The 24,185-nt window shown below is 70.9% G+C and carries 23 protein-coding genes; 5 read left to right on the forward strand and 18 right to left on the reverse strand.

Translation table 11 applies throughout. The features are described from left to right. Positions 1-1,539: apolipoprotein N-acyltransferase (gene lnt, locus VF542_RS20845; protein ID WP_408653620.1), on the reverse strand; the 1,539-nt coding region annotated here is incomplete at its 3' end. Further along, complete coding sequence (locus VF542_RS20850) at positions 1,536-3,233, reverse strand: amidohydrolase (RefSeq protein WP_408653621.1); 1,698 nt, start codon at positions 3,231-3,233, stop codon at positions 1,536-1,538. The genes lnt and VF542_RS20850, both read right to left, overlap by 4 nt. 39 nt (positions 3,234-3,272) lie before the next feature. Between VF542_RS20850 and VF542_RS20855 the strand changes: the two genes are divergently transcribed. Next, positions 3,273-4,322 carry a LacI family DNA-binding transcriptional regulator gene (locus tag VF542_RS20855; protein ID WP_408653622.1) on the forward strand — a complete coding sequence of 350 codons (1,050 nt, stop codon included), beginning with the start codon at positions 3,273-3,275 and terminating at the stop codon, positions 4,320-4,322. Positions 4,323-4,381: 59 nt separating this feature from the next. Here the strand turns inward: VF542_RS20855 and VF542_RS20860 are convergent, their stop codons facing one another. Next, on the reverse strand, positions 4,382-5,413 hold the full coding sequence (locus VF542_RS20860) for a carbohydrate kinase family protein (protein ID WP_408653623.1): 1,032 nt from the start codon (positions 5,411-5,413) through the stop codon (positions 4,382-4,384). A gap of 39 nt (positions 5,414-5,452) precedes the next feature. Here VF542_RS20860 and VF542_RS20865 point away from each other — a divergent pair, with 39 nt between their 5' ends. The 3 genes from VF542_RS20865 to VF542_RS20875 all read left to right on the forward strand — a co-directional run bounded on the left by VF542_RS20865 (position 5,453) and on the right by VF542_RS20875 (position 7,443). After that, a complete protein-coding gene (locus VF542_RS20865; protein ID WP_408653624.1) occupies positions 5,453-6,391 on the forward strand; it encodes a 5'-3' exonuclease in 939 nt (312 codons plus the stop codon). 199 nt (positions 6,392-6,590) lie between these two features. Beyond that, positions 6,591-6,923, forward strand: a complete 333-nt coding sequence (locus VF542_RS20870; RefSeq protein WP_408653625.1) for a hypothetical protein — start codon at positions 6,591-6,593, stop codon at positions 6,921-6,923. A 286-nt stretch (positions 6,924-7,209) separates the two neighbouring features. Further along, positions 7,210-7,443: a hypothetical protein gene (locus VF542_RS20875; protein WP_408653626.1), complete on the forward strand. Its 234-nt coding sequence runs from the start codon at positions 7,210-7,212 to the stop codon at positions 7,441-7,443. 100 nt (positions 7,444-7,543) lie between these two features. Here the strand turns inward: VF542_RS20875 and VF542_RS20880 are convergent, their stop codons facing one another. From VF542_RS20880 to VF542_RS20925, 10 genes are all read right to left on the reverse strand, one after another. After that, positions 7,544-10,351 carry a DEAD/DEAH box helicase gene (locus VF542_RS20880; RefSeq protein ID WP_408653627.1) on the reverse strand — a complete coding sequence of 936 codons (2,808 nt, stop codon included), beginning with the start codon at positions 10,349-10,351 and terminating at the stop codon, positions 7,544-7,546. A gap of 72 nt (positions 10,352-10,423) precedes the next feature. Continuing rightward, complete coding sequence (locus VF542_RS20885; RefSeq protein ID WP_408653628.1) at positions 10,424-10,609, reverse strand: hypothetical protein; 186 nt, start codon at positions 10,607-10,609, stop codon at positions 10,424-10,426. A 220-nt stretch (positions 10,610-10,829) separates the two neighbouring features. Next, positions 10,830-12,341 carry an MFS transporter gene (locus tag VF542_RS20890; RefSeq protein WP_408653629.1) on the reverse strand — a complete coding sequence of 504 codons (1,512 nt, stop codon included), beginning with the start codon at positions 12,339-12,341 and terminating at the stop codon, positions 10,830-10,832. A 58-nt stretch (positions 12,342-12,399) separates the two neighbouring features. Further along, on the reverse strand, positions 12,400-13,311 hold the full coding sequence (gene tatC, locus VF542_RS20895; RefSeq protein WP_408653630.1) for a twin-arginine translocase subunit TatC: 912 nt from the start codon (positions 13,309-13,311) through the stop codon (positions 12,400-12,402). After that, on the reverse strand, positions 13,308-13,502 hold the full coding sequence (locus VF542_RS20900) for a hypothetical protein (protein WP_408653631.1): 195 nt from the start codon (positions 13,500-13,502) through the stop codon (positions 13,308-13,310). Before VF542_RS20900 ends, tatC begins: the two co-directional genes overlap by 4 nt. Before the next feature lie 11 nt (positions 13,503-13,513). After that, positions 13,514-14,470 (reverse strand): helix-turn-helix transcriptional regulator, encoded by a 957-nt coding sequence (locus tag VF542_RS20905; protein WP_408653632.1) that lies wholly within the window; start codon positions 14,468-14,470, stop codon positions 13,514-13,516. After that, positions 14,467-15,570 carry a helix-turn-helix transcriptional regulator gene (locus VF542_RS20910; protein ID WP_408653633.1) on the reverse strand — a complete coding sequence of 368 codons (1,104 nt, stop codon included), beginning with the start codon at positions 15,568-15,570 and terminating at the stop codon, positions 14,467-14,469. Before VF542_RS20910 ends, VF542_RS20905 begins: the two co-directional genes overlap by 4 nt. Before the next feature lie 83 nt (positions 15,571-15,653). Next, positions 15,654-17,012, reverse strand: a complete 1,359-nt coding sequence (gene pafA, locus VF542_RS20915; RefSeq protein ID WP_408653634.1) for a Pup--protein ligase — start codon at positions 17,010-17,012, stop codon at positions 15,654-15,656. A gap of 74 nt (positions 17,013-17,086) precedes the next feature. After that, positions 17,087-17,833 (reverse strand): anti-sigma factor family protein, encoded by a 747-nt coding sequence (locus VF542_RS20920; protein WP_408653635.1) that lies wholly within the window; start codon positions 17,831-17,833, stop codon positions 17,087-17,089. After that, positions 17,830-18,363 carry a sigma-70 family RNA polymerase sigma factor gene (locus VF542_RS20925; RefSeq protein ID WP_408653636.1) on the reverse strand — a complete coding sequence of 178 codons (534 nt, stop codon included), beginning with the start codon at positions 18,361-18,363 and terminating at the stop codon, positions 17,830-17,832. Before VF542_RS20925 ends, VF542_RS20920 begins: the two co-directional genes overlap by 4 nt. A gap of 165 nt (positions 18,364-18,528) precedes the next feature. Here VF542_RS20925 and VF542_RS20930 point away from each other — a divergent pair, with 165 nt between their 5' ends. Beyond that, the gene (locus VF542_RS20930) at positions 18,529-18,975 is read left to right on the forward strand and encodes a ubiquinol-cytochrome c reductase iron-sulfur subunit (RefSeq protein WP_408653637.1); all 447 of its coding nucleotides are present in this window, start codon (positions 18,529-18,531) and stop codon (positions 18,973-18,975) included. Positions 18,976-19,002: 27 nt separating this feature from the next. Here VF542_RS20930 and prcA read toward each other — a convergent pair whose 3' ends face one another. From prcA to VF542_RS20955, 5 genes are all read right to left on the reverse strand, one after another. Continuing rightward, complete coding sequence (prcA, locus tag VF542_RS20935; protein ID WP_408653638.1) at positions 19,003-19,833, reverse strand: proteasome subunit alpha; 831 nt, start codon at positions 19,831-19,833, stop codon at positions 19,003-19,005. A 54-nt stretch (positions 19,834-19,887) separates the two neighbouring features. Further along, a complete protein-coding gene (prcB, locus tag VF542_RS20940) occupies positions 19,888-20,745 on the reverse strand; it encodes a proteasome subunit beta (RefSeq protein ID WP_408653639.1) in 858 nt (285 codons plus the stop codon). Then, positions 20,742-20,948 carry a ubiquitin-like protein Pup gene (locus VF542_RS20945; protein WP_408653640.1) on the reverse strand — a complete coding sequence of 69 codons (207 nt, stop codon included), beginning with the start codon at positions 20,946-20,948 and terminating at the stop codon, positions 20,742-20,744. Before VF542_RS20945 ends, prcB begins: the two co-directional genes overlap by 4 nt. A gap of 112 nt (positions 20,949-21,060) precedes the next feature. Further along, positions 21,061-22,578, reverse strand: coding sequence for a depupylase/deamidase Dop (gene dop, locus VF542_RS20950; protein ID WP_408653641.1), 1,518 nt, complete (start codon positions 22,576-22,578; stop codon positions 21,061-21,063). 139 nt (positions 22,579-22,717) lie between these two features. Continuing rightward, positions 22,718-24,043: an MFS transporter gene (locus tag VF542_RS20955; protein ID WP_408653642.1), complete on the reverse strand. Its 1,326-nt coding sequence runs from the start codon at positions 24,041-24,043 to the stop codon at positions 22,718-22,720. Positions 24,044-24,185: the final 142 nt, after the last annotated feature.

Consider the following 24,185-nt stretch of genomic DNA (forward strand, 5'->3'; position numbering starts at 1 on the left):
GACCCCCAGCCCCAGCAGGCCCAGTGCTACCAGGATCCACTCGGCAGCCGCGCCGGTCCGGGTGGCCAGCGTAGTCGAGCCGGACAGTGACACCGTCCGGACCAGCACGTCGGCGGTGAACAGCGGGCCCGACTCGGCAACCACCCGGCCGTCGGCCCCGATGATCGCGGACTTGCCGCTGGTGGCCACCTGCACGACCGTCCGGGCATGCTCCACCGCCCGCAGCTGGCTCATCGCCAGCTGCTGGTAGGTCTCGGCGCTGTGGCCGAAGGTGGCGTTGTTGGTCTGCACGACCAGCAACTGGGCGCCGGCCCGCACCGATGAGGTCACCAGCGAGTCGTAGGCGATCTCGAAGCAGATCACGTCCCCGACCGGGTAGGGGGTCTGGGTCAGCAGGCCGTTGCCCTTGCCGGCGACCATGTCCCGGGCCACCAGGTCGACCTTGCTGCTCACCGCGCGGGCCAGCGACCGCAGCGGGATGTACTCCCCGTACGGCACCGGATGCCGCTTCACGTACCGCTGCCCGGGGCCGGGAGCTGCCGACGCGGACGGCATCCAGACGATGCCGGCGTTGGTGACGCTCGAGGGACCGGGACCGTCGATCAGGGCGCCCACCAGGACCGGCACCCCCACCGCGTCGACCGCCTGCTGGATCACCACGGCGGCGTCGGGGTTGGTGGTCGGGTCGATGTCGGAGGCGTTCTCCGGCCACAGCACCAGGCTCGGGCGCGGCAGCCGGCCGGCCTTGATGTCGGCGGCCAGCTTCAGCGTCTGGGCCACGTGGTTGTCCAGCACCTGGCGGCGGCGGGCGTTGAACTCCAGGCCACGGTCGGGCACGTTGCCCTGGATCGCCGCCACGGTGGTGCTCCGGCTGGGATGTGCCTCCGGGCGCAGCGGGTAGGCCAGTGACCCGCCGATCAGCACCACCAGCACGGCAGCCACCAGCTGGCCGCCGCGCCGCACCGGGTCGTTGTCACCGCCGGAGCCGCTGTCACCGCCGGAGCCGTTCGGGCCGTTCACGCCGTCCAGCCGCCGGCCCAGGATGGCGGCGGCCAGCAGGGTGCCGATCAGCGCGACCGCGAAGCTCACCAGCGGCGCCCCGCCGACTGCGGCGAACCACTTCAGCGGCGACCGGGCCTGGCTGAAGGCCCACCGGCCCCACGGGAAGCCGCCGAACGGCAGCCGGTCCCGCAGCGCCTCCTCGACCACCCACAGGGCCGCGCTGACCACCGCGCCGAAGCGGTGGCGCTGGACCACCGGCAACGCGGCTCCGAGCAGGCCGAGGTACCAGGTCTGGGAGAACACCAGGATCAGCCACGGCAGCGCGCCGACGTAGGTTGCCGTCCAGTGCAGCATCGGCAGGAACAGCCCGGCCCCGTACACCAGCCCGAGCAGCGCACCCCGGCGGGCCCGCTGGCCCGACACCGCGACGGACAGGCCCGCCACCGACAGGAACGCCAGTGGCCAGATCCCCACCTTCGGGAACGCCGCCGCGCCGAGCAGGCCGGCCACGGCGGCCAGCAGCAACCGGTAGCTCATGGCAGCTCACCCGAATCGAAGACCTGCCGGCCCCGGACCACCGTCCGCAGGCACCGCGGCAGGTCCCGGCCCTTCAGCAGGCCAGCCAGGTCGGGCAGGGCCGCAACGCCGGAGCGCTCGTCAGTGCCCGACTGGGACAGCCGCTCGTCACGGGCGTCCCCGCCCGGCGGGCCGGTGGCGAAGACCGCATAGCTGGCCGGTGCCCCCGGAGCCAGCACGCCGGAGCCGTCGGAGTCCGCGCGGGCCGCCCGCCAGCCGCCCAGGGTGTGCGCGGCCAGAGCCGCTCGGGGGCTCAGGGCGTGCGCCGGGTTGCTCGGCTGGACCGCGGCCCGCACCGCGCCCCACGGGTCCACCGGGGTGACCGGCGAGTCAGCGCCGAAGGCCAGCGGCACTCCGGCGGCGGCCAACTCCGCCAGCGGATTGAGCCGGCGCGCCCGCTCGGCACCCAGTCGCTGGGCATACATCCCGGAATCGCCGCCCCAGGTGGCGTCGAAGGCCGGCTGCACGGAGGCGATCAGCCCGGTGGCGGCCAGCGCCGGCACGTCGCTGATCAGCTCGGCGTGCTCGATCCGGTGCCCGGCGGCCGCAACCCGGGAGCCCGCTCGCCCGGCGGCCAGCCGCATCGCCGCGACGACCTGGTCGGTGGCGGCATCGCCGATGGCGTGAAATCCGCCCTGCAGACCGGCCTCGGTGCACTCGATCAGGTGCTCGGCCAGCTCGGCGGTGTCGTAACGCAGGTAGCCGCGCTCGCCAGCCCCCGTTGACAGGTTCGCCGGCAGATCGACGTACGGCTGCAGCATGCCGGCGGTGTGCGAGCCGATCGATCCGTCACAGAACAGGTCGCCACCCGCGCCGACCGCCCCGAGCTCGGCAGCCGCCGCGGCCCCGCGCAGCTCGCCCCAGTACCCGAAGACCTCCGGATACGGTCCCTCGGACGGACCAGCCGACACCAGGGCCAGCAGGCCCGCCAGGTCCTCGGCACTGGAGATCTCCGGACCCGCCATCTCATGGACGGCCGCTATTCCGTGCGCCGCCGCGTGCCGCAAGGCCACCCGCTGCAGCTCGGCCCGCTGGCCGGCCGTGATGGTGGCCCGGGCGACCGCCCGCGCGGCATGGTGGGCCTCCTTGGTGAGCCGGCCGTCGGGGTGGAAACCGTCCAGGCCGGTGATCCCGGGCACCGCGGCCAGCAGCGCCGAGGACACCACTGCCGAATGGGCGTCGGTACGCGCCAGGTACACCACTCCGCCGTAGCTGGCCCGGTCGAGTTCGGCCGCGGTCGGCGCCCGCCGTTCCGGCCAGCGGGTCTCGTCCCAGCCGGCACCCAGCAGCGGCCGGCCACCGCTGGAACGGGCGGCTCGCTCGACCGCCCGCAGCGCCTCGGCCAGCGAACCGGCCGACCCCAGGTCCAATCCGGTCAGTGACAGTCCGGTGTCAGTGGTGTGAAAATGTGCGTCGACGAACGCCGGGATGACTAGCGCTCCGTCGAGATCAACGGTGCGGTCCGAGGACATGGTCGCCGCCGAGGCGTCATCGCCCAGCCAGGCCACCTCGCCGCCGGAGACCAGCAGCGCGCTGGCGTTCGGCGTCCACGAGCTGTAGATCCGCCCGTTGGTCAGCAAGGTGCGCACCACGCGAGTGTGCCAGCCCGTTCTGTGGCGGGTCGAGGCACTGACGCTGGCTCCGGTGTGTCCCATCGAATACGGTGCTGTAAAGACTTTCAGGAGGCTTGCCCCATGTCAGCCAGTATCGAGGACGTTGCAAAGCTGGCGGGTGTGTCGATAGCCACCGTGTCGCGTTCCCTGCGGGGGCTGCCCGACGTGGCCGCGGCCACCAGGGACAAGGTGCTGGCGGCGGCCCAGGAACTGGACTACGTCGCCTCGCCGTTCGCGGCCAGGCTGGCCAGCGGGCGGTCCTCCACCCTGGGCGTGGTCGTCCCGTTCGTCAACCGGTGGTTCTTCGCCGAGGTGCTCGGCGCGGTCGAGTCGGTGCTGAGCGCCGCCGGTTATGACCTGCTGCTGCACAACCTGGGCGACAGCGACGGCCGCGAACGGTTCTTCTCGGTGCTGCCGGTGCGCAAGCGGGTCGATGCGGTGCTGGTGGTCAGCCTGGCGCTCACCGACGACGAGGTGGCCGCGCTGAACACCCTGGAGCTGCCGGTAGGAGTGCTCGGCGTGAAGCACCCGGGGCTGTCCTCGGTCCGGATCGACGACGAGGCAGCGGCCCGGACCGCGGTGGAGCACCTGCTGTCCCTGGGCCACCGGCGGATCGCGCTGATCGGCGGCGACACCGATGACCCGATGCGCTTCACTCCCCCGCACCACCGCGGTACCGGCTACCGGGAGGCGATGCTGGCCGCCGGTGTCACCCCGCCGGAGGGCTTGGAATGCCTGGGCTACTTCACCGTCGAAGGCGGCGAGGCCGCGATGCTGCACCTGTTGCAGATGGGTGAGCGGCCGACCGCGGTGTTCGCCGAGTCCGACGAGATGGCCTACGGCGCGATCCGGGCGATCCGGCGCTCGGGTTTGCGGGTGCCCGAGGACATCGCGGTGATCGGCTTCGACGACCACGCCACCGCCGACCTGATGGATCTGACCACCATCCGCCAGCCCGTCGGCGAGCAGGGCGCGCTGCTGGCCCAGTCGCTGCTGACGGCGCTGGTCAAGGACGCCGAGCCGACCGACGTGGTGCTCGACACCGAGCTGATCGTCCGCGGCAGCACGGTGGCCTCGGCCAGCGTGTACGCGGATCCGGTGCCACCGGTGACAGACGCGCCTTGTGAGTGACCGGCGCTGACCGCCGGGTTCGGGCACACCGCTGAGCGAGCCGGCTGGAGCGGTGACCGCTAGCCGGACGCCTGCGCGGCGGCCAGCTCAGCCGCCGTGGGCGGGTTGGCACCGGCCCGGGCACAGGTCAGCGCCGCCACCAGGATCGCCTCAGCGACCGCGGCCGCCACCGGATCCGGCGCTGAATCCGCATCCGGTGCTGAATCCGCATCCGGTGCTGAATGCGCGGGCGGCACCGAACCCGGTGCTGAACCCACGGACGGTGCCACACCGGTTCCGGCGTAACCGGCGGCGATCAGCGCGTTGATCAGCCCAGCCATGAACGCATCGCCGGCGCCGACCGTATCCACGACCTGCACGGGGCGGGCCGGCACCGTGCCGATCTCCTTTCCGGTCAGGAAGTGGGCTCCCCGGCCGCCGTCGGTCATCACCACGACCGAGGCTCCGAGCGTCTGCCAGCGTCGCAGTACGTTATCGGTGTCCTCGCCCGGGTAGAGCCAGTCCAGGTCCTCGGCGGAGGCCTTGACCACGTCGCAGAGTTCCACCATCGCCTCGACCTGATCGACCGCCGCCTGGTGGTCGGGCAGCAGGGCCGGCCGGATGTTGGGGTCATAGCTGATCACCACCGGCTGCTCGCCGCGGCGCCTGCGCAGCTGCTCGGCGATCACGGCGGCGCCGGGCTCGGTCCAGGACGCCAGCGAGCCGGTATGGATCCAGGAGGTGTCGGCCGGCATCCGGTCCAGTTCGGCGGTGCGCCACTGCCAGTCCGCGGTGCCGGTGCGGTAGAAGTCGTAGCTGGCGTTGCGGTCGGCGTCCAGGCTGACCACCGCGACCGTGCTGGACTCCGGGGCGCTGACGGCGTAGGACAGGTCGACGCCGTTGGCTTCGGCGTGCCGGCGAAGCTGCCTGCCGAACGCGTCCTCGGAGAGCCGCGCCAGCAACCGGGACGGCTGGGAGAGCCGGGCCAGGCCGATCGCGACGTTGAACGGGCTGCCGCCCGGATGGGCCAGGTAGGTCTTGGGCCCCGCCGAGGCCACGGACGCCGGGTCCATCACCAGATCGATCAGGGCTTCGCCGATCACGCACACCATGCCACGACGCTATCGCGTGCGGAAGTTATCGTGTGCCGGGTGACCCGCGTGATGCTGCTGGACTCTGCCAGCCTGTACTTCCGTGCCTTCTACGGCGTGCCCGACACGGTGACCGCCCCGGACGGGATGCCGGTCAACGCCGTCCGCGGCTTCACCGACATGGTCTCGACCCTGATCACCCGCTACCGGCCCACCGACTTCGTCGCGTGCCTGGACTACGACTGGCGCCCGGCGTTCCGGGTGGCGCTGCTGCCCTCGTACAAGGCGCACCGGGTGGAGTACACCACCGGCAGCGGCACCCCGGACGTGGAGGTCGTTCCGGACCTGCTCGAGCCGCAGGTGCCGGTGCTGCTGGCGGTGCTCAAGGCGGCCGGCCTGTGCTCGGTCGGCGCCGACGGGTTCGAGGCCGACGACGTGATCGCGACGCTGGCACACCGCTACGACGAGCGTGGCGTCGAGGTAGACGTGGTGTCCGGGGACCGCGACCTGATCGACCTGACCACCGAGCGGGTCCGGGTGCTCTACACCGGCAAGGGCATCAGCAACATCGTGGCGTTCACGCCCGAGGAGGTGCAGGCCCAGTACGGCGTGCCGGCCGGGCACTACGCCGACTTCGCGATGCTGCGCGGCGACCCGTCGGACGGGCTGCCGGGGGTGGCGGGCATCGGGGCCAAGACCGCGGCGACGGTGGTCGCCCAGTTCGGCACGATCGAGCAGATCGTGGCGGCCGCGAAGTCCGGTGACAAGGCGATGAGCAGCTCGGTGCGGGTGAAGGTGCTGGCATCGCTGGACTACCTGGCGGTAGCCCCGGCGGTGGTCCGGGGGCGCCTGGACGTCCCGGTGGACGAGCTGACCACGGCCATCCCCGCCACGCCGGCCGATCCGGAGATGCTCGCCGCCCTGGGCGAGCGGTTCGGCATCTCCAGCGCGATGGAGCGGCTGACGACCGCCCTCGCCAAGGTGGCCGGGCATGGCTGAGCAGCGACCGATTGACGACAATCGAGCTATGGGTGATCTCCCCAGAAGTGACAGTGGGGGCTGACACACTGCGGGCATGTCTGTTGTCGTGCTCGGTCACTTCGCCGCGCCCAGTTACCTGGCTGCTCCAGCTGTGAGTACATCACCAGCCACGCCCTCCCCGGGAGCCAGCTCGACGACTTGGACTCCGGCAGTTTGGGTGCAGCTGGGCATCGGCGTTCTGACGGTCGTCGTTGCGTTCTTCGTCATGCGCAATGGCTTCCGCTCCACCACCAAGGTTGACCAAGCCGCCCGCCGGACCGAATGGTGGAGGCGGACCCAGTGGGCCATCGACCTCGCCCTGGATTCCGAGGAGCGCAGGCAAGAAGTTGGCGTCCTCGCCCTGAATCAGCTGCTCGACTCCGAGCTGGCACAGCAGGACGATCGCGATGTCGCCAACGCGGTTATGGCAGCGCTCGTTCTGGAAGCAGACATCGATCCCGACGAGCTCAACGGGCCCGACGAAGTGGCGGCGACGGGTGGCAGCGGATGAGTCCGTCCCTCCGCAGGACCCGCCACGACGCGCTCGACGGCATGCGTCGCGCGGAGGCAGCACACGCCGTCCTCCAGATTGTTTCGGCGGATCCCCACTCCCCGTCAGACACTCTGGTCCGTCAGCTCGCCATGGTGGGCCGTGCATCGAACTTCGTGTCAGAACCGCACCGTCGGCTTCTGCGGAGCTGGCTCCAGAGCTACCTCCAGCCATTGCTGGAGACAATCGCCGGTCAAGAGTTCATACTGGAAGTCGAACGGCAACAGCCGACCGAGGGGACTGAGGCATGAGCGAAGCGAAGCCACGCACGGTGAAAGTCACACGTGCCCAGGCGCTGGCCGCCCAGTTGATCGAGAAGCTGGACCGCAAGTCGGGCACTGTGACGGACGTCAACGTGAAGCGGGTAGCCGACGCGGGACGTAACGCCGGGGTGATCTTGCCCAACTCAAGGTTCTCGGCCACCACCAAGCAGACAGGTGGAGAAGCGTTGCTGTCCTCCAGGAAGATCAAAGCCCGCTAAATTTTCGGCTTCACAGCATTCGGACCATTAATTGACATCCCAGCCAGAGTGGGAATGTCATGCTCTGAGCAGAGGACCAAAGCCGATCAGATAGGCGGGCCTACAGCTGCTGGGCGATCACGCCGCGCCGCAGCGCCGCGCAGGCCGCCGCCGCGGTCGCCCGGATGCCGGGGTCGATCGCGTCGGCCCGGGCGAGCTGTTCCAGCAGGTCGAGCAGCTGGCGCATCCAGCGGACGAAGTCACCGGCCGGCAACCCGGTGCCGTCATCGGACATCGAGCTCAACACCCGGTCCAGCGAGTCGCCCTTGGCCCACCGGTAGCTGGCCCAGACGAAGCCGAGGTCGGGTTCCCGGGACAGCGGCAGGTTGTGGCCCCCCTCCCGCTCGCTGACCTCGGCCCACAGCCGCATGGTGTCGCGCAGCGCGTCGCGCAACGGGCCGCTGGGCAGCTTCGGCGCCGACGGCTCGTCCCGGCGGGCCTCGTAGACCATGGCCGAGCAGACCCCGGCGAGCTCGGCGGCGTTCAGCCCGGACCAGGCCCCGGCGCGCAGGCACTCGGCGATCAGCAGGTCCGACTCCGACCAGATCCGCGACAGCTGCCGCCCGGCCGTGGTGATGGTGTCCCCGTCCTCGGCGGCCGGGCTCATGTAGCCCAGCTCGGTGAGCAGCGCGCAGACCTGGTCGAAGGTCCGCGACAGCGAGTGGGTGCGACCCTCGGCACGCTGGCGCAGGACGTCGTTCTCCCGGCGCAGCCGCGAGGCCCGCTCGGCCCACCGGGCGTGCTCCTCGCGGTCGTGGCAGCCATGGCAGGGGTGGGCGCGCAGGGCCGCCCGCAGGCTGGCCAGCTCCGGATCGTCGGCCGTGCCGTTGCGGTCGCGGCGCCGTCGCGAACCCTGGGAGTCATCGATGCGCAGGTTGCGGATCGAGGAGGCGACGTCCTTGCGGGCGGCCGGGCTGCGGTGGTTGAAGTGCTTGGAGATCGGCAGCCGGCCGAGCACCTCGACGGCGTGCGGAAAGTCCAGCAGGGTGACCGGGCCCGCCCAGCGGTCCTCGGTGACCACCAGGGGGCGCGGGTCGGCGATCGGTGAGGTTCCCGGATCGATCACCACGGCAAGGCCGGCGCGCCGGCCGGACTGGATCCGGATCACGTCGCCGGCCGACAGCGCCTCCAGCGACTGCACGACCGCGGCCCGGCGGTCGGACACGCCCTTGCGGGACAGCGCCCGCTCTCGCTCGGAGAGCCGGGTGCGCAGCTCCTGGTACTCGGCGAAGTCGCCCAGGTGGCAGTGCATCCGGTTCTCGAAGTCGGCCAGCGCCTTCTCGTTGCGGGCGATCTGGCGGGTCAGCCCGACCACCGACCGGTCGGCCTGGAACTGCGCGAACGAGGATTCCAGCAGGGCGCGAGCGGTGTCGCGGCCCACCTGGGACACCAGGTTGATCGCCATGTTGTAGGACGGCCGGAACGACGAGCGCAGCGGGTAGGTACGGGTCGAGGCGAGCCCGGCCACCCGTGCCGGGTCGATCTCGGGGCTCCACTGCACCACCGCGTGGCCCTCGACGTCGATGCCGCGCCGGCCCGCCCGGCCGGTGAGCTGGGTGTACTCCCCCGGTGTCAGGTCGGCATGGGTCTCGCCGTTGAACTTCACCAGCCGTTCCAGCAGGACGGTGCGGGCCGGCATGTTGATGCCCAGCGCCAGGGTCTCGGTGGCGAAGACCACCCGCACCAGGCCCCGGACGAACAACTCCTCCACGACCTCCTTGAACGCCGGGATCATGCCGGCGTGGTGGGCGGCGATGCCGCGCTGCAGCCCCTCGGAGAACTCCCAGTAGCCGAGCACGTCCAGGTCCTCGGCGGCCAGGTTCGCAGTCCGGTTCTCCACCAGCAGCCGGATGTCCTCGCGCTCGTCGTCCGTGGTGAGCCGCAGGTTGGCCGCGACGCACTGCCGCACCGCGGCGTCGCAACCGGCCCGGCTGAAGATGAAGGTGATCGCCGGGAGCAGGCCCTCCCGGTCCAGCCGGCTGATCACGTCCGGACGCGACGGCGGCCGCCAGCGCACCCCCGGGCCGCCCCGGTAGCGGTCCCGCCCGCCCGGATGGCGCGGGCCGGCCAGTTCGGTGGTGCGCATCCGGTCCCGGACGTAGCGCAGCAGCGTCGGATCGACCCTGACACTGTCATGCGCGCTGTTCTGCGCGCCGTCGTTGACAGCACCGCTAGCACCGCCTTGCGCCGGCTCGGTGTCGGCGAACAGGTCGAACATCCGGCTGCCGACCAGCATGTGCTGCCACAGCGGCACCGGCCGCTCCTCGTGCACGATGACCCGGGTGTCGCCGCGGACCTCGACCAGCCAGTCGCCGAACTCCTCGGCGTTGGACACCGTCGCCGACAAGGAGATCAACCGGACCGAGTCGGGCAGGTGGATGATCACCTCTTCCCAGACCGCTCCCCGGAACCGGTCGCCGAGGTAGTGCACCTCGTCCATCACGACGAAGCCGAGGCCGGTCAGGGCGTCGCTGCCGACGTAGAGCATGTTGCGCAGCACCTCGGTGGTCATCACCACGATCGGCGCGTACGGGTTGATCGCGTTGTCGCCGGTCAGCAGCCCGACGTTGGCCGGGCCGTAGCGCTGCAGCAGGTCGTTGTACTTCTGATTGGACAGTGCCTTGATCGGTGTGGTGTAGAAGCACTTCTGCCCGACCGCCAGGGCGAGGTAGATCGCGAACTCGCCGACCACGGTCTTGCCGGCGCCGGTCGGCGCGCACACCAGCACTCCGTAGCCGTCCTCGAGGGACTGGCAGGCCTGCACCTGGAAGTCGTCGAGCTCGAAGCTGTACTCACCCTGGAACGCGGTCGCCCTCGGGTACTTGGTCCGCTGACGAGACTGGGCGTACCGCTGCGCCGGCGAGGACATACTTCCAGGATACGGGCCGAGGCGAGCAGCTTCCCGGCGCCGAGCGGCCGCTGGAGCGGCTGGGTAGGTGGCTTAGCCCGTCAGCTCGGCCGCCTCCTCGCACAGCAACAGGATGGTGGCGGCATCGGCGCTGGGCAGCAGTACCACCAGGACGCACCGGCCCGGCCCCGCGGCGACGAGCGTCGCCGACCGGCCGGCCACCGCGCGCTCGCGGCGGGCCGCGCGATGACCGGCCGGGGTAGGCACGGGCTCGGTCACCGGGCCTCGCCGACGATTGGCCGGTTCTCCGTCCGCTGGCCTGAGTGCCTCATGACAGAAGCATAATCGAACAGGTTATCGATTCCTAGTTCGACACCCCTTGCTGCCGCCGGGCAAATCCCCCCTCAACCGCCGGGCAACTCCCCGCGTCAACCGCCGGGCAACTCCCCGCGTCAACCGCCTGGCAACCGCCGGGCAGCCTCCCGGCGTCAACCGCGTCTCAGGCGAGCGCGCGGGCCCCGCCGTCAGCGGCCAGGTCGGCGCCGGTCGGCCGGTCGCGCAGCAGCGCGTCGCCCACTGCCAGCGCCAGCGCCAGGATCAGGAACAGCACCGCCACCAGCAGGCCGTGCTGCAGGGCGCGGCTGTAGCTGCCGTGGCTGGCCGAGAGCTGCGCGTAGAACACCGACCCCACGGCGGCGATGCCGATCGCCGCCCCGATCCGCTGGCCCACCTGGATCAGCCCGCCGGCCGTGCCACCCTGGGCGACCGGCACCTCCGACAGCGTCAGGGTTTGGTTCGGCGAGATGACCAGCCCCGAACCGATGCCCCCGACCAGCAGCGGCGCGATCAGCGCCCAGCCGGTGGTGTGGGCAGGCACCTCGCGGACCACCAGGATCACCCCGAGGTAGCCGAGCACCACCAGGCCGAGGCCCGCCATCACCAGTCCCCGGCCGAACCGGTGCACCACCCGGCCGGACACCCCTGCCGAAAGCCCGGACCCGAGGGCGAACGGCAGGGTGACGACGCCGGCCAGCAGCGCCGAGTAGCCCAGGCCGAACTGCAACAGCAGCGTCAGGACGAAGAACAGCGAGGTGAAGCCGGCGAAGTAGATGGTGATCATGGACGTGCCGAAGGAGAAGGACCTGCGGCGGAACAGTCCGAGGTCGACCAGGGACTCCCGGCCCCGGTTGCGGTAGCGCACCTCCCAGGCCAGGAAACCGGCCAGCAGCAGCGCGGCCAGCGGTACCAGCAGCCACTTCGCGTTGCCCTTCCACTGCTGCTCCTGCACGAACGGCAGCAGCAGCACGACCACCCCGGCACCGAGCAGCAGCACCCCGACCAGGTCCAGGTCGTGCTGCCGGCCGCGCTGCTCGGCCGAGGCCTGCGGCAGCAGCCGCATCGCGAATGGCACCGTGAGCAGGCCGATCGGCAGGTTGACGAAGAACACCCAGCGCCAGCCGTCGGACTCGCCGAAGATCTGGATCAGCAGGCCGCCGATCACCGGCCCCATAGCCGTCGAGATGCCGACCATGGCACCGAACAGGCCGAAGGCCTTGCCGCGCTCGCGGCCGCGGAACAGTTGCTGGATCAGCGCGCTGATCTGGGGCGTGAGCAGGCCGGCGGCCAGGCCCTGGCTCAGCCGGGCGATCACCAGCCAGGTCGGGTTCAGCGCCGCCCCGCACAGCACGCTGGTGAACGTGAAGGCCAACATGCCGAAGATGAACAGCCGGCGCCGGCCGCGGGCGTCACCGAGCCGGCCGGCCGGCACCAGCAGCAGCCCGAAGGTCAGCGAATAGCCCGAGAGAACCCACTGGATGGCGTCACCGGAGGCATGCAGCCCGACGTTGATCGAGCGCAGCGCGACGTTGACGATCGAGACGTCCAGCAGCACCATGAACCCGCCGACCAGGCACACCGCCAGCGCCTTCCAGCGAGCGGGGTCCGGGGTGAAGCCGTCAGCCCCGGCGGCCGGTGGCTGGTCGGAGGATTGCGGAGCGGTGGTATTCGACACCTAACCATCCTGCCTGAGCCGGCCGGCATCGCGTGCCACCGGCATGCCCGGTCCGGGCTCAGGGCAGCTCGCTCCATTCCGAACTGCCCGGCCGGCCGGTCGGGGGCAGCTGCTCGGGCAGCGGCTCCACGAACGACGCGACGTCGTCAGGCAGCTGCTCGGCCTCGGCCGCCGCCTCCCGCCGGGCCCGCCGCCGGTCGTGCAGGAAGCACCACAGCACCGCCAGCTCGAACAGCAGGCACATCGGCAGCGCCATCGCGGCCATCGTGAACGGGTCGGTGGACGGGGTCGCCACCCCGGCGAACAGGAATATCAGGAAGATCCCCAGCCGCTGGCCGCGCTTGAGCAACGAGAACGGCAGCACCCGGACGAGGTTGAGCATCACGATCAGCAGCGGCAGTTCGAAGGACGCGCCGAAGATGGTGAGCATCAGGATCACGAAGGAGATGTAGGAGGTCACGTCCAAGCCGGCCTGGGTTCCCGCGCCGGCCTGGGTGATCAACACGTCCAGGCCCTTGTAGAGGGTGAAGTAGGCCAACGCCATCCCGGCTGCGAACAGCGCCGTGGACATCGACACGAAGGTGACCGTCCAGCGCTTCTCGTTCCTGCGCAGGCCCGGCGTGACGAAGGCCCACACCTGGTAGAGCCACAGCGGTGCGGTGAGCACGGCGCCGGCCACCACCGAGACCTTGAGCCGGATCGTGAAGCCGTCCAGCGGCGCCCGGAACAGCAGCTTGCACTGCGCGGCGCTCTGGTCGAGTGCACCCAGGCGATGCTCGTACGGAACGTTGCAGTACGGCTGTTTCAGCAGCGTCAGCAGCGGGTTGTAGACCAGCCAGCCGACGATCGCGCCGAGCGCGACGATGATCATGACGACGACCAGCCGCCTGCGCAGCTCCCGCAGATGGTCCAGGACCGACATCCGGCCTTCGGGGTTGGCCTTGGCCGAACGCCTGAGCGGCCGGATCATCGAAACCTTTCCGCCGCGGCCTGCAGTTGGGCTCCCGTCCTGGCCAGCTCGGCCGCCACCTGCTCGAGCTTGGCCCGCTCGGCGGCCAGCCGCCGGGTCTTCCAGGTGATCTCATAGCCGGCGAAGCCGAGCACGACCACGGCGAACACGACGGCGAAGGCCCACGCGCCCACAACGATCCATGCCTGCATGACTGGGGAGCTTACTGTTCGCCGTAGGCGGCCAGCGCCTGTGCGGCCGAGGTCTCGACGTCGCGGGCCAGCCAATCCGGGGCCAGCACGGTGACCGCTCCCCCGGAACGCCGGACCAGGGCCGCCACCCAGGCCGGGTTGGCCACCCGCAGGGTCACCCGTTGCGTCAGCTGGTGCGGGGCGCCGGCCGACTCCACCGACTCGCAGGGGTAGTAGTCACTCACCCACTCCCAGCCGGGGCCCAGCCGCAGCTCGACCAGCAGGTGCTCCGGCGCCGGCCGGTACACCCCGGCGCTGACGTCGGCCAGCGTCACATCGGCCGGGGGGTTGGCCGGCTCGTCGAGCAACCGGGCGTCCTCGAACCGGTCCAGCCGGAAGATCCGCATGGCCTCGGCACGCCGGCACCATGCCTCCAGGTACCCGATGCCGTCGGCGACGAAGACCCGCACCGGGTCGATCACCCGGTGCGTCGTCTCGTCCCGGTTGGCCGAGTAGTAGTCCAGCTCCAGGGCGCGCTTCTGCTCGACGGCCTGCTGGGCCAGGGTCAGCCAGCGGTCCCGCACGGTGAGCCGGATGTCCACCGCATCGGCGTCCAGGTGCTGACCGGCGGCTGCCTCGATCTTGGTCAGCGCCCGCTCCGCCGCGCCGCCCTGGTCCGCGCCCGGCACGTCGGTCAGGGTGCGCAAGGCGACCGCCAGCGTCATCGCCTCGGTCGCGGTCAGCTTCAGCGGCCGGCTCAGTCCGCCGTCATAGGTGACCGACACCGTGTCGCCCTCGAACATCAGGTCGATCAGGTCCTCGGGCCCGGAGCTGCGCCCGCACAGCCACAGCATCTCCAGCTCCTTGCGAAGCTGGGCCTCGCCGATGCCGAAGGCGGCCGCCGTCTCGCTGATCGAGGCCACCCCCTGGTTGACGATGTAGGGCACCAGGGCCAGCAGCCGGGACACCTTGTCGCCGGTGTCGGTCACCGGCCACCGCCGCCGGTCAGCGCCGTACCGCCGGTCAGCGCCGTACCGCCGGTCAGCGCGACACCGGACCCGGCGGCCGCTGCCTCGGCGCCGGCCATCCCATCGCGGCCGTAGGGAGCCCGGGCGAGGGCCTCCGGTGAGCCGCCGGTGACGCCGGAGAGCAACCTGATCACCGCAGACACCAGTTCCGGGGGTTCCAGTGCCACCGCCTCCGCGCCGGCCCCGGCGACCAGCCCGGCCAGCCGGTCCAGGTCGCGGTAGTCCAGCGTCAGGACCTCACCCTCGGGGGTGCTGCGCACCTGCCGGGCCAGCCGCCGCAGCTGGCCGCCACGGCCGGGGACGACCCGCACGCTGGCCAGCTGGTCGGGTTGATGGTTGGCTCCGCGCACCAGCTCCAGCATGTCCAGGCCGTCCGGGCGGCTGGTCTCGGCGGCACCGGCCAGCGTCCTGACCTCGCCGACGACGCGGTCCAGCCGGAAGCTGCGCATGTCGCCGCGGCCCCGGTCATGCCCGACCACGTACCACCGGCCGCGCCAGGACAGCACGCCCCACGGTTCCACGGTCCGCTTCTCCGCCGCCGGGGCCGACTGCTTGCGGTAGCCGAACTGCACGACCCGGCGTTCGGACACCGCCGCGATCAGGTCCGGCAACGCCGGCTCGTTGCCCGGCAGCGGGGGCAGCGCGTCCGCGCCGGGCGGTTCCTCGATCTCGATCCCGGCCGCGCGCAGCTTGATCAGGGCGGTCCGGGCCTCGGTGGCCAGCGACGCGGTGCTCCACAGCCGGCCGGCCAGACCCACCGCGGCCGCCTCGTCGGCGGTGAAGTCGATCGGCGGCAGCTCGAAGTCCTGCCGGGCGATCCGGTAACCGTCCTCGGTGTCGAAGACGGAGTTACGGCCGGTCTCCAGCGGGATGCCCAGTTCGCGCAGCTCCGCCTTGTCCCGTTCGAAGCTGCGCTTGAAGGCCTCGTCCGGATTGGTGGAGTCCTCGGACACCTCGTAGCCCTCGACGGTGTCCCGGATCCGCTCGGCGGTGATGTACTGCCGGGTGGAGAGCAGGCACAGCACCAGATTGACCAGTCGTTGCTGCCGACGCGCTGCCATGTCCGACAACGGTAGGCGACGCCCGCGCCTGGGCGGTGGTGCGCCACCCCGGTCCGGGTGCCCGGTCCGTCGAACCTGGCCGTTCACATCGAGGCAATCAGCTTCTCGACCCGATCGTCTACCGCCCGGAACGGGTCCTTGCACAGCACGGTGCGCTGCGCCTGGTCGTTCAACTTGAGATGGACCCAGTCCACCGTGAAGTCGCGCCGGGTCTCCTGCGCGCGCTTGATGAACTCCCCGCGCAGCTTGGCCCGGGTGGTCTGCGGCGGGACGCTCTTGGCCTCGAACACCGCCAGGTCGGAGGTCACCCTGGTGACCGCGCCGCGGTTGGCCAGCAGGTAGTACAGGCCGCGGTCGCGACGGATGTCGTGATAGGTCAGGTCGAGCTGGGCGATCCGCGGCGACGACAGCGGCAGGTCATACCGGGCGCGGTAGCGCTCCAGCAGCTGGTACTTGGTGGCCCAGTCGATCTCGCGGTCGATCAGGCTCAGGTCCCCGGAGTCGACCGCCTTCAGGGTCCGGCCCCACAGGTCCAGCACCTGCTCGGTGATCGGGTCCGAACCGGTGGCGTCGACGAACGTCCGGGCCTTCTCGAAGTACTCCCGCTGGATCTCGGCCGCACTGGCCAGCCGGCCGTTGGCCAGCTTCACCTGGCGGCTGCCGGTCAGGTCGTGGCTGATCTCCCGGATCGCCCTGATCGGGTTCTCCAGGGTCAGGTCCTTGAAGGTGATGCCCTGCTCCATCATCCGCAGCACCAGGTCGGCGCTGCCCACCTTGAGCAGGGTGGTGGATTCGTTCATGTTGGAGTCACCGACGATGACGTGCAGCCGCCGGTACCGCTCGGCGTCGGCGTGCGGCTCGTCCCGGGTGTTGATGATGGGCCTGGACCGGGTGGTGGCCGAGGAAACGCCCTCCCAGATGTGCTCGGCCCGCTGGCTCAGGCAGTACACCGCGCCCCGGGGCGTCTGCAGCACCTTTCCGGCGCCGCAGATCAGCTGCCGGGTCACCAGGAACGGGATCAGCACGTCGGCCATCCGGCTGAACTCGCCGTGCCGGGCGACCAGGAAGTTCTCGTGGCAGCCGTAGGAGTTGCCCGCCGAGTCGGTGTTGTTCTTGAACAGGTAGATGTCCCCGGCGATGCCCTCCTCGCGCAGCCGGCGCTCGGCGTCGACGAGCAGGCCCTCCAGGATCCGCTCGCCGGCCTTGTCGTGGGCCACGAGCTGGGCCAGCGAGTCGCACTCCGCGGTGGCGTACTCGGGGTGGCTGCCGACGTCGAGGTAGAGCCGGGCGCCGTTGCGCAGGAAGACGTTGGAGGACCTGCCCCAGCTCACCACCCGCCGGAACAGGTAGCGGGCCACCTCGTCAGGGCTGAGCCGGCGTTGACCTTCGAAGGTGCAGGTCACACCGTATTCGTTCTCGATGCCGAAGATACGTCGCTGCACGGGCCCAGCCTAGTCAGCGTTGGGGCCGGATGCGCGTCATCGGTTGCGCGATCTGTATCGGATTTTCGCCGCTTCTACAAGCGCAGGAGCAACACCGTGCGGCCGTGGTCGTCCGAGACCTCGATTCGGCCGATGTTCTGCCGCGGCCAGGGGCTGGTCCTGGTGATCTGGACGTCCTCGTCCGGCTGCGGCGTCCAGCTGCCCAGGTCGACCATGTCACCCCGGCGGTTGAAGATCACCATCCGGTAGGACGGGGCGTCGTCCTTGGGGTAGCTGCCGTAGTGGCCGGGATAGCCACAGACCAGCGTGACCCGGGTCGTGGAGCCGGAACCGGCCAGCCGCACGGTGGCGTGCACGCCCGCGGCGTTCGGCCCGACCGGCTGCATCGCCAGGGTCCGCGGCTGGTGCGTGTGCTGCCAGGCCAGCACCCCACCGGTGCTCAGCAGGGCGAGCAGGCAGGCCGCCGCCACCGCGAGCGCACCGACCCGCCGGGCCCGTTGCCGCCGGCTGGCCGCGACCTGGCGCAGCAGCCTGGGCAGCAGCGTGTCCGGTGGCGGTTCCGGCTCCCACGCCGAGACGTCGGCGCGGGCCAGCACCTCCGGCAACTCGGCGAACTCGGCTACCCGGTCCCGGCAGATCGGGCAGTCCCGCAAGTGCCGCTCGTACGCCTCGCGCTGCTCGGCGTCCAGTGCGCCCAGCAGGTAGGCGGCGTCGTCGAACTCGAACCGGCCATGCTCGGCGGCGGCGCGGGCGAGCATGGCATCGCCCTCGGACCGGCCACCGAATCCGGCGTCCTCGTCGTGCTGACCCGGGCCGGTCACGGCACCGCTCCGATCTCGTTGAGGGCCAGCTTCAGGGCCCGCAGGGCGTAGTGCGAACGGGACTTCACGGTCCCCTCGGCGATCTGCAGCTGCTGGGCGGCCTCCCGCACGCTGGAGCGCCGGTAGAACAGCTCCACCAGCACCGCCCGGTGCTCGGGACTCAGCCGCAACAGCGCGTCGGCGATCAGCCGGGACTCGACCAGCGCGTCGGTGTGATCGGCCACCGCGGACTCGGGCACCGCGGCGACCAGCCGCTCCGGCCGGGCGCTGCGCGCCCGCCATTCGTCGATCACGATCCGGCGGGCCACCGTGTAGAGCCAGCCCCGGGCCGACCCCGCCTGCTCAGCGGTGAAGGCGGGGCTGTCGGGGTTGCGCCAGGCCCGCAGCAGGGTCTCCTGCACGACGTCCTCGGCAGCCTGCCGGTCCCCGCCGGTCAGCCGGACGGCGAAGGCCCACAGCGCCGCGGCGTGCTCGTCATGCAGGGCCTGCATGAACTCACGCTCCTCGACCGCGCTGCGATCGGCCGGCATGGGCTCTCCTGGTTCTGGACGGTGGTGGTCGGCGGGTGGCCTCGCCGTTGGATACGGCTGGGCCGCCCGGACGGTTCAATCCTGCACCCGTCTGAACCGATCGGGTGCGCTCTGCGTTGGCTGTTGTGAGGAGCACGGCGACGCGCACAAGTTTGGAGCCAATGGATGAGCACAGCGCAGGAGAACGACCGCTCGACGGTGCCGGGGGTCAGCCGCCGCGACCTGCTGGCGGCCGGTGCCATCGGCATCCCATGCCTCGCCCTGGTGGCCTGCTCGCGCGCCGGTTCCGGTGCCCCGACCAGCCCCGCGACCGCAGGCGGCGGCGCGCTGGCAAAGCTGTCCGACATCAAGGTCGGCGAGGCGGTCTCGGCGAAGGGCGCCGACGGCAAGCCCATCGTCATCGCCCGGCCGACCGAAACCACGGTCGCCGCGTTCAGCGCCATTTGCACGCACCAGGGCTCTATAGTGGCACCGGTCGGCAAGGAATTCAGGTGCCCGACCCACGGCTCGGTGTTCGACGCGACCACGGGCAACGTCATCCACGGCCCGGCGCAGCGGCCGCTGTCCCAGGTGAAGGTGACCCTCTCGGGCGACGACGTGGTGGCCGGCTGACCGGCAGCGGCGCCGGCGAACCGCGGGTCAGGACTGGTCGGGCTCAGCCGGCGTCGGCGGCGTGTCGGCTCCGGCGCCCTCATCGGCAGTGCCCAGGCCGCCCGTGCCGGCACCCTCGGCAGGCCCTCCACCGGTGGCAGTGCTGGAATCGGCCGTGCCGTTGCCGGGCAGCAGGCTGCTCAACGCGGCACCGAGGATACGCCGGAACTTTCGGTTGCCCCGATTACGGTCCAGCACCGCGACCTCGAGGCTGTCGGCCACCAGCACCCGGTTCGCACCCCCCTCGCCACCGACCGAGCCGAGCGCCGCGACCGCGACCGACACCGCGTCGGCCAGCGACATGCCCGCCTGGAAGGACTGTTTGAGCGCGTTCGCCACCGTCTCGGCCTGCCCGCCCATCACCAGGAAGTTCGGTTCGTCGACGATGGTGCCGTCGTAGGAGAGCCGGTAGAGCTGGTCATCCGCCGCCGACGATCCGACCTCGGCGACGCACAGCTCGACCTCGTAGGGCTTCTGCTGCTCGGTGAAGATCGAGCCGAGCGTCTGGGCATAGGCGTTGGCCAGCGCCCGGGCGGTGACGTCGCGGCGGTCGTAGGAATAGCCGCGCAGGTCGGCCAGCCGGATGCCGGCGACCCGCAGGTTCTCGAACTCGTTGTACTTGCCGACCGCCGCGAAGCCGATCCGGTCATAGATCTCAGACACCTTGTGCAATGCCGAGCTGGTGTTCTCGGCGACGAACAGCACACCGTCGGCGTAGGTCAGCACCACCACGCTGCGGCCCCGGGCGATCCCCTTGCGGGCATATTCCGACCGGTCGCGCATGATCTGCTCGGCCGAGGCGTAGAACGGCATCGACATGGATGTTCTCCGGTTCGTAGGGTCGAGGAGCTGGCAGCGGCGGCGCCCGGTGGCTCAGGAGCCTGTCGCCGACGCCCGGCGGTCCAGCAGCGCGCGGACCACGGCGTCCAGGCTGGTGTCGGGGACCCGGCGCGTGCCGTCGGCGGTGGCGGTGAACACGACCGGGTAGATCCGCCGGGTCAGGTCCGGGCCACCGGTAGCGGAGTCGTCGTCGGCCGCGTCGTAGAGGGACTCGACGACGATCGCGACCGCCTCGTCCTCGCTCAGTTGCGGGCGCCAGAGCTTCTTCAGCGCGCTCTTGGCGAACACCGAGCCCGAGCCCACCGAGTGGTAGTACTGCTCCGGGTACCGGCCGCCGGTGACGTCGTAACTGTAGATCCGGCCGGCGCCGGCCGAGCCTTCGGTCGCCGCGCTGTCGATGTCATAGCCGGCGAACAGCGGGACCACCGCCAGCCCCTGCATGGCCGCGCCTAGATTGCCCCGGATCATCGTCGCCAGCCGGTTGGCCTTGCCATCGAGGGTGAGCGCGGTCCCCTCGATCTTCTCGTAGTGCTCCAGTTCCACCTGGAACAGCCGGACCAGCTCGATCGCGATGCCGGCGGTCCCCGCGATGCCGACCAGGGAGTACTCGTCGGCGGCGAAGACCTTCTCGATGTCGCGCTGGGCGATCAGGTTGCCCATGGTGGCCCGGCGGTCGCCGGCCATGATCACGCCGCCGTTGAAGGTGGCCGCGACGATCGTCGTCGCGTGGATGGACTGCGGGGCGGTCGCGGAGCCCGTCATGGTGTGCGCCCGGTGGCCGGGCAGCAGTTCAGCCGCGGCCGCTGAGATGAACTCGACGAAGGACGACGAGCCGGGAGCGGTCGCGTAGCGCAGGAGTCCATGAGTCTTGTCGCCGTGCGGAGAACTCACTGGCCGCCCTTTTGCACGAAGCTCCGGACGAAGTCCTCAGGGTTGGTCTCCAGCACCTCGTCGATGTCGTCCAGGATCGCGTCGACGTCGTCGCTGAGCTTCTCGTGGCGCTCGGCGACGTCGGTGCTGGTGTCCTCGGCTACCTCGTCGACATCCGCGCGCTGCTTGGCGGGCCGGGACTGCCCACCCTCGTGACTGGCCATGATTACCTCCGCAGACCCGCCCGGCGGCGAGTACTCCTGGAACACTAGTAGTTCGACCGGCCGTGCTGCCGTGCGGACCTGCAATTGGCTGTAAATATCGGCATAGCGGAAGTTAACGGCCAAGCAGTTCCTGCACCAGCGACTGCGCGGTCGGGCACCGGTCAAGCAGTTCCTGCACGTGCGCCCGCGATCCCCGCAGCGGTTCCAGGGTGGGCACCCGGACCAGCGACTGCTGCCCGACGTCGAAGATCACCGAGTCCCAGGACGCCGCCGCCACCGCGTCGGGGTACCTGCGCAGGCACTCACCGCGGAAGTAGGCCCGGGTGTCGGTGGGCGGGGAGTTCATCGCCCTGACGGCCTCGTCCGGATCGATCAGGGTGCGCATCGAACCGCGCTCGACGAGCCGGTGGAACAAGCCCTTGCCGGGCCGGATGTCGGCGTACTGCAGGTCGATGGCGTGCAGCCGCGGCGAGGACCAGTCCAGCCGGTCGCGCTCGGCGAAGCCGTTCAGCAACCTCAGCTTGGCCACCCAGTCCAGCTCGCCGGCCAGCAACATCGGGTCCTCGGCGAGCCTGGCCAGCACCGACTCCCACTCGGCGAGGACCTGCGCGGTCTGCGGGTCGACATCGCTGCCCCAGCGGTCATCGACGTACTTGGAGGCCCGTTCCAGGTACTCCCCCTGCAGTTGCAGAGCGGTCACCGTCCGGCCGTCGTGCAACCGCATGACGTGCCGCAGCGACGGGTCATGGCTGACCGCGCGCAGCTCGCGCACGGGTTCGCTGATCCTCAGGTCGTCGCTGAGCCAGCGATCCTCGATCATCGCCAGCACCAGCGAGGTGGTGCCGACCTTGAGAAACGTCGAGAGCTCCGCGAGGTTGGCATCGCCCAGGATCACGTGCAGCCGCCGGTACTTCTCGGCGTCGGCGTGCGGCTCGTCCCGGGTGTTGATGATCGGCCGCTTCAGGGTGGTCTCCAGCCCCACCTCGACCTCGAAGAAGTCCGCCCGCTGGCTGATCTGGAACTCGTGCTGGTGACCGTCCTGGCCGATGCCGACCCGGCCGGCCCCGCAGACCACCTGGCGGGTGACGAAGAACGGGGTGAGCTGGCTGACGATCGAGGAGAACGGGGTCTGCCGGCTCATCAGGTAGTTCTCGTGCGCGCCGTAGGAGGCACCCTTGTTGTCGGTGTTGTTCTTGTACAGCGTGATGGTGGTGCCGCTGAGCCGCTCGACCTGCCGGGCCGCTGCCGTCATCACCAGCTCGCCGGCCTTGTCGAACCGGACCACGTCCAGCGGCGAGGTGACCTCCGGAGTGGAGTACTCCGGGTGGGCGTGGTCGACGTAGAGCCGGGCGCCGTTGGGCAGCACCACGTTGGCCAGGCCGGCGTCCTCCTCGTCGTCGAGGAACTGCTCGGCGACGTTGTTCGGGCCGGACAGGTCGAAGCCGCGGGCATCGCGCAGCGGCGACTCCTCCTCGAAGTCCCAGCCCGGGCGCCGGCGGCGGCCTCCGGGCAGCAGCGAGGCGTAGCCGTTGACCACCTGCGCCGACAGCAGCATCGCGTTGGCATTGGGGTTGCCGGGCAGGCTGATCCCGTACTCGACCTCGGTGCCCATCACCCGGGTGACGCTCATGCGTCTCCCTGGCTCTTCGCCCGAGCGCTCATCGCTCGCTGGCGCTCACTGCGATGCTCGCTCATGAGTCCCCCTGGCCCTTGGCGCGAGCGCTCATCACTCGCCGGCGCTCACTGCGATGCTCGCTCATGCAGCAAGGCTACGTGCTCGGGCCGCTCGGCGGAGTAGTGCTGCTGGCCCTGAGGGCGCCGCGCCGCTCCTTCTCGGCACGCACGAACTCATCGGTGCGGCTGTCGTAGGAGCGGAACCGGGGCAGCGCCGCTGCCGCCGCGCCGACCCCGAGCACGCACATCAGGCCACCACCGGCGATGGCGAACCGGATCCCGCCGACCGCCATGAACCCCGCCCGGGCATTGCCCAGGGTCGGGCCGATCGAGTAGGACAGCAGCTCGATGCCGGCCAGCCGGCCGCGCAGCTCGTCGGGGATGGTCTGGTCCCAGATCACTCCGCGGAAGGTGCCCGAGACCATGTCGGCGGCCCCGGCGCAGGCCAGCAGCACCAGCACCAGGCCCAGGTTCGGCATCAGGCCGGCCAGCCCCATCGACGCCCCCCAGCACAGCGCCGCGACGATGATGGCCAGGCCGTGCCGGTGCACCCGGCGGACCCACCCGGACAGCGCGCCGGCCACCAGCGCGCCCACCGAGTCCGCCGCGTACAGCAGGCCGATCGCGTGCGGGGCGTTCAGCTCGGCGGCGAAGAACGGGAACAGCGCCACCGGCATCGCCGTCATCATGGCGATCGTGTCGATCAGGTAGGTGCCGAGCAGGTCCTTGCGCCCGGCCGCATACCGGATGCCCTCCCCGACGCTGCCCAGCGTCGCCCGGACGCCGGGAACCACGGTGCCCAGGGTCCTGGGCAGCGGGCTGAGCCGGAGGAACACCAGCAGCGAGACTGCGAAGCTGGCCACGTCCACGGTGTAGGCAAGGCTGATGTTGACGCTGGCCAGCACCCCGCCGAGGACGGTGCCGGCGATGTTGGCCAGCCCCCAGGCCTGGTTGTTCGCCATGCTCGCCGACGGGATCTCGGCGTGTGGCACGTACCGCGGCAGCATCGCATCCAGGCTGGGCCGCTGCATCGCGTCGGCCGAGACGGCGCCGGCTGCCACCACGTAGATGACCCACAACTCCGGGTGCGGCAGCAGCGAGTTCACCAGCAGCACCAGCGTGCAGGCCAGCGCCCCGAGCTCGGAGATCAGCACCACCGTGCGGCGGTCGAACCGGTCGGCGATCGCCCCGCCGAGCAGCCCGACGGCGACGATCGGGATGAACTCGACGGCGCCGACCAGACCTACCGCCACCGTGGAGCCGGTCAGCTGCTTGATCTGGATCGGTACCGCGATCATCGTGAAGAACGCGCCGAAGCTGGACACGCTGGCGGCTATCGTGCGCAGCCGGAAGTCCCGGTGGCGGCGCAGCGGCCCCAGATCGATAGCCAGGGCTCGCAGCCGCGCCCGCCAACCACTCACCCGCACATCATTGCGGGTGGGCTCAAGGAGATATCGCTACAGGTACTGCCCGGTGTTGGAGATCGTGTCGATGGCCCGTCCGGACTCGCTGCCCTTGCCGCCGGAGATCAGCGTGCGGATGTAGACGATCCGCTCGCCCTTC

Source organism: Jatrophihabitans sp., assembly GCF_036389215.1.
Classification (GTDB): domain Bacteria; phylum Actinomycetota; class Actinomycetes; order Mycobacteriales; family Jatrophihabitantaceae; genus Jatrophihabitans_A.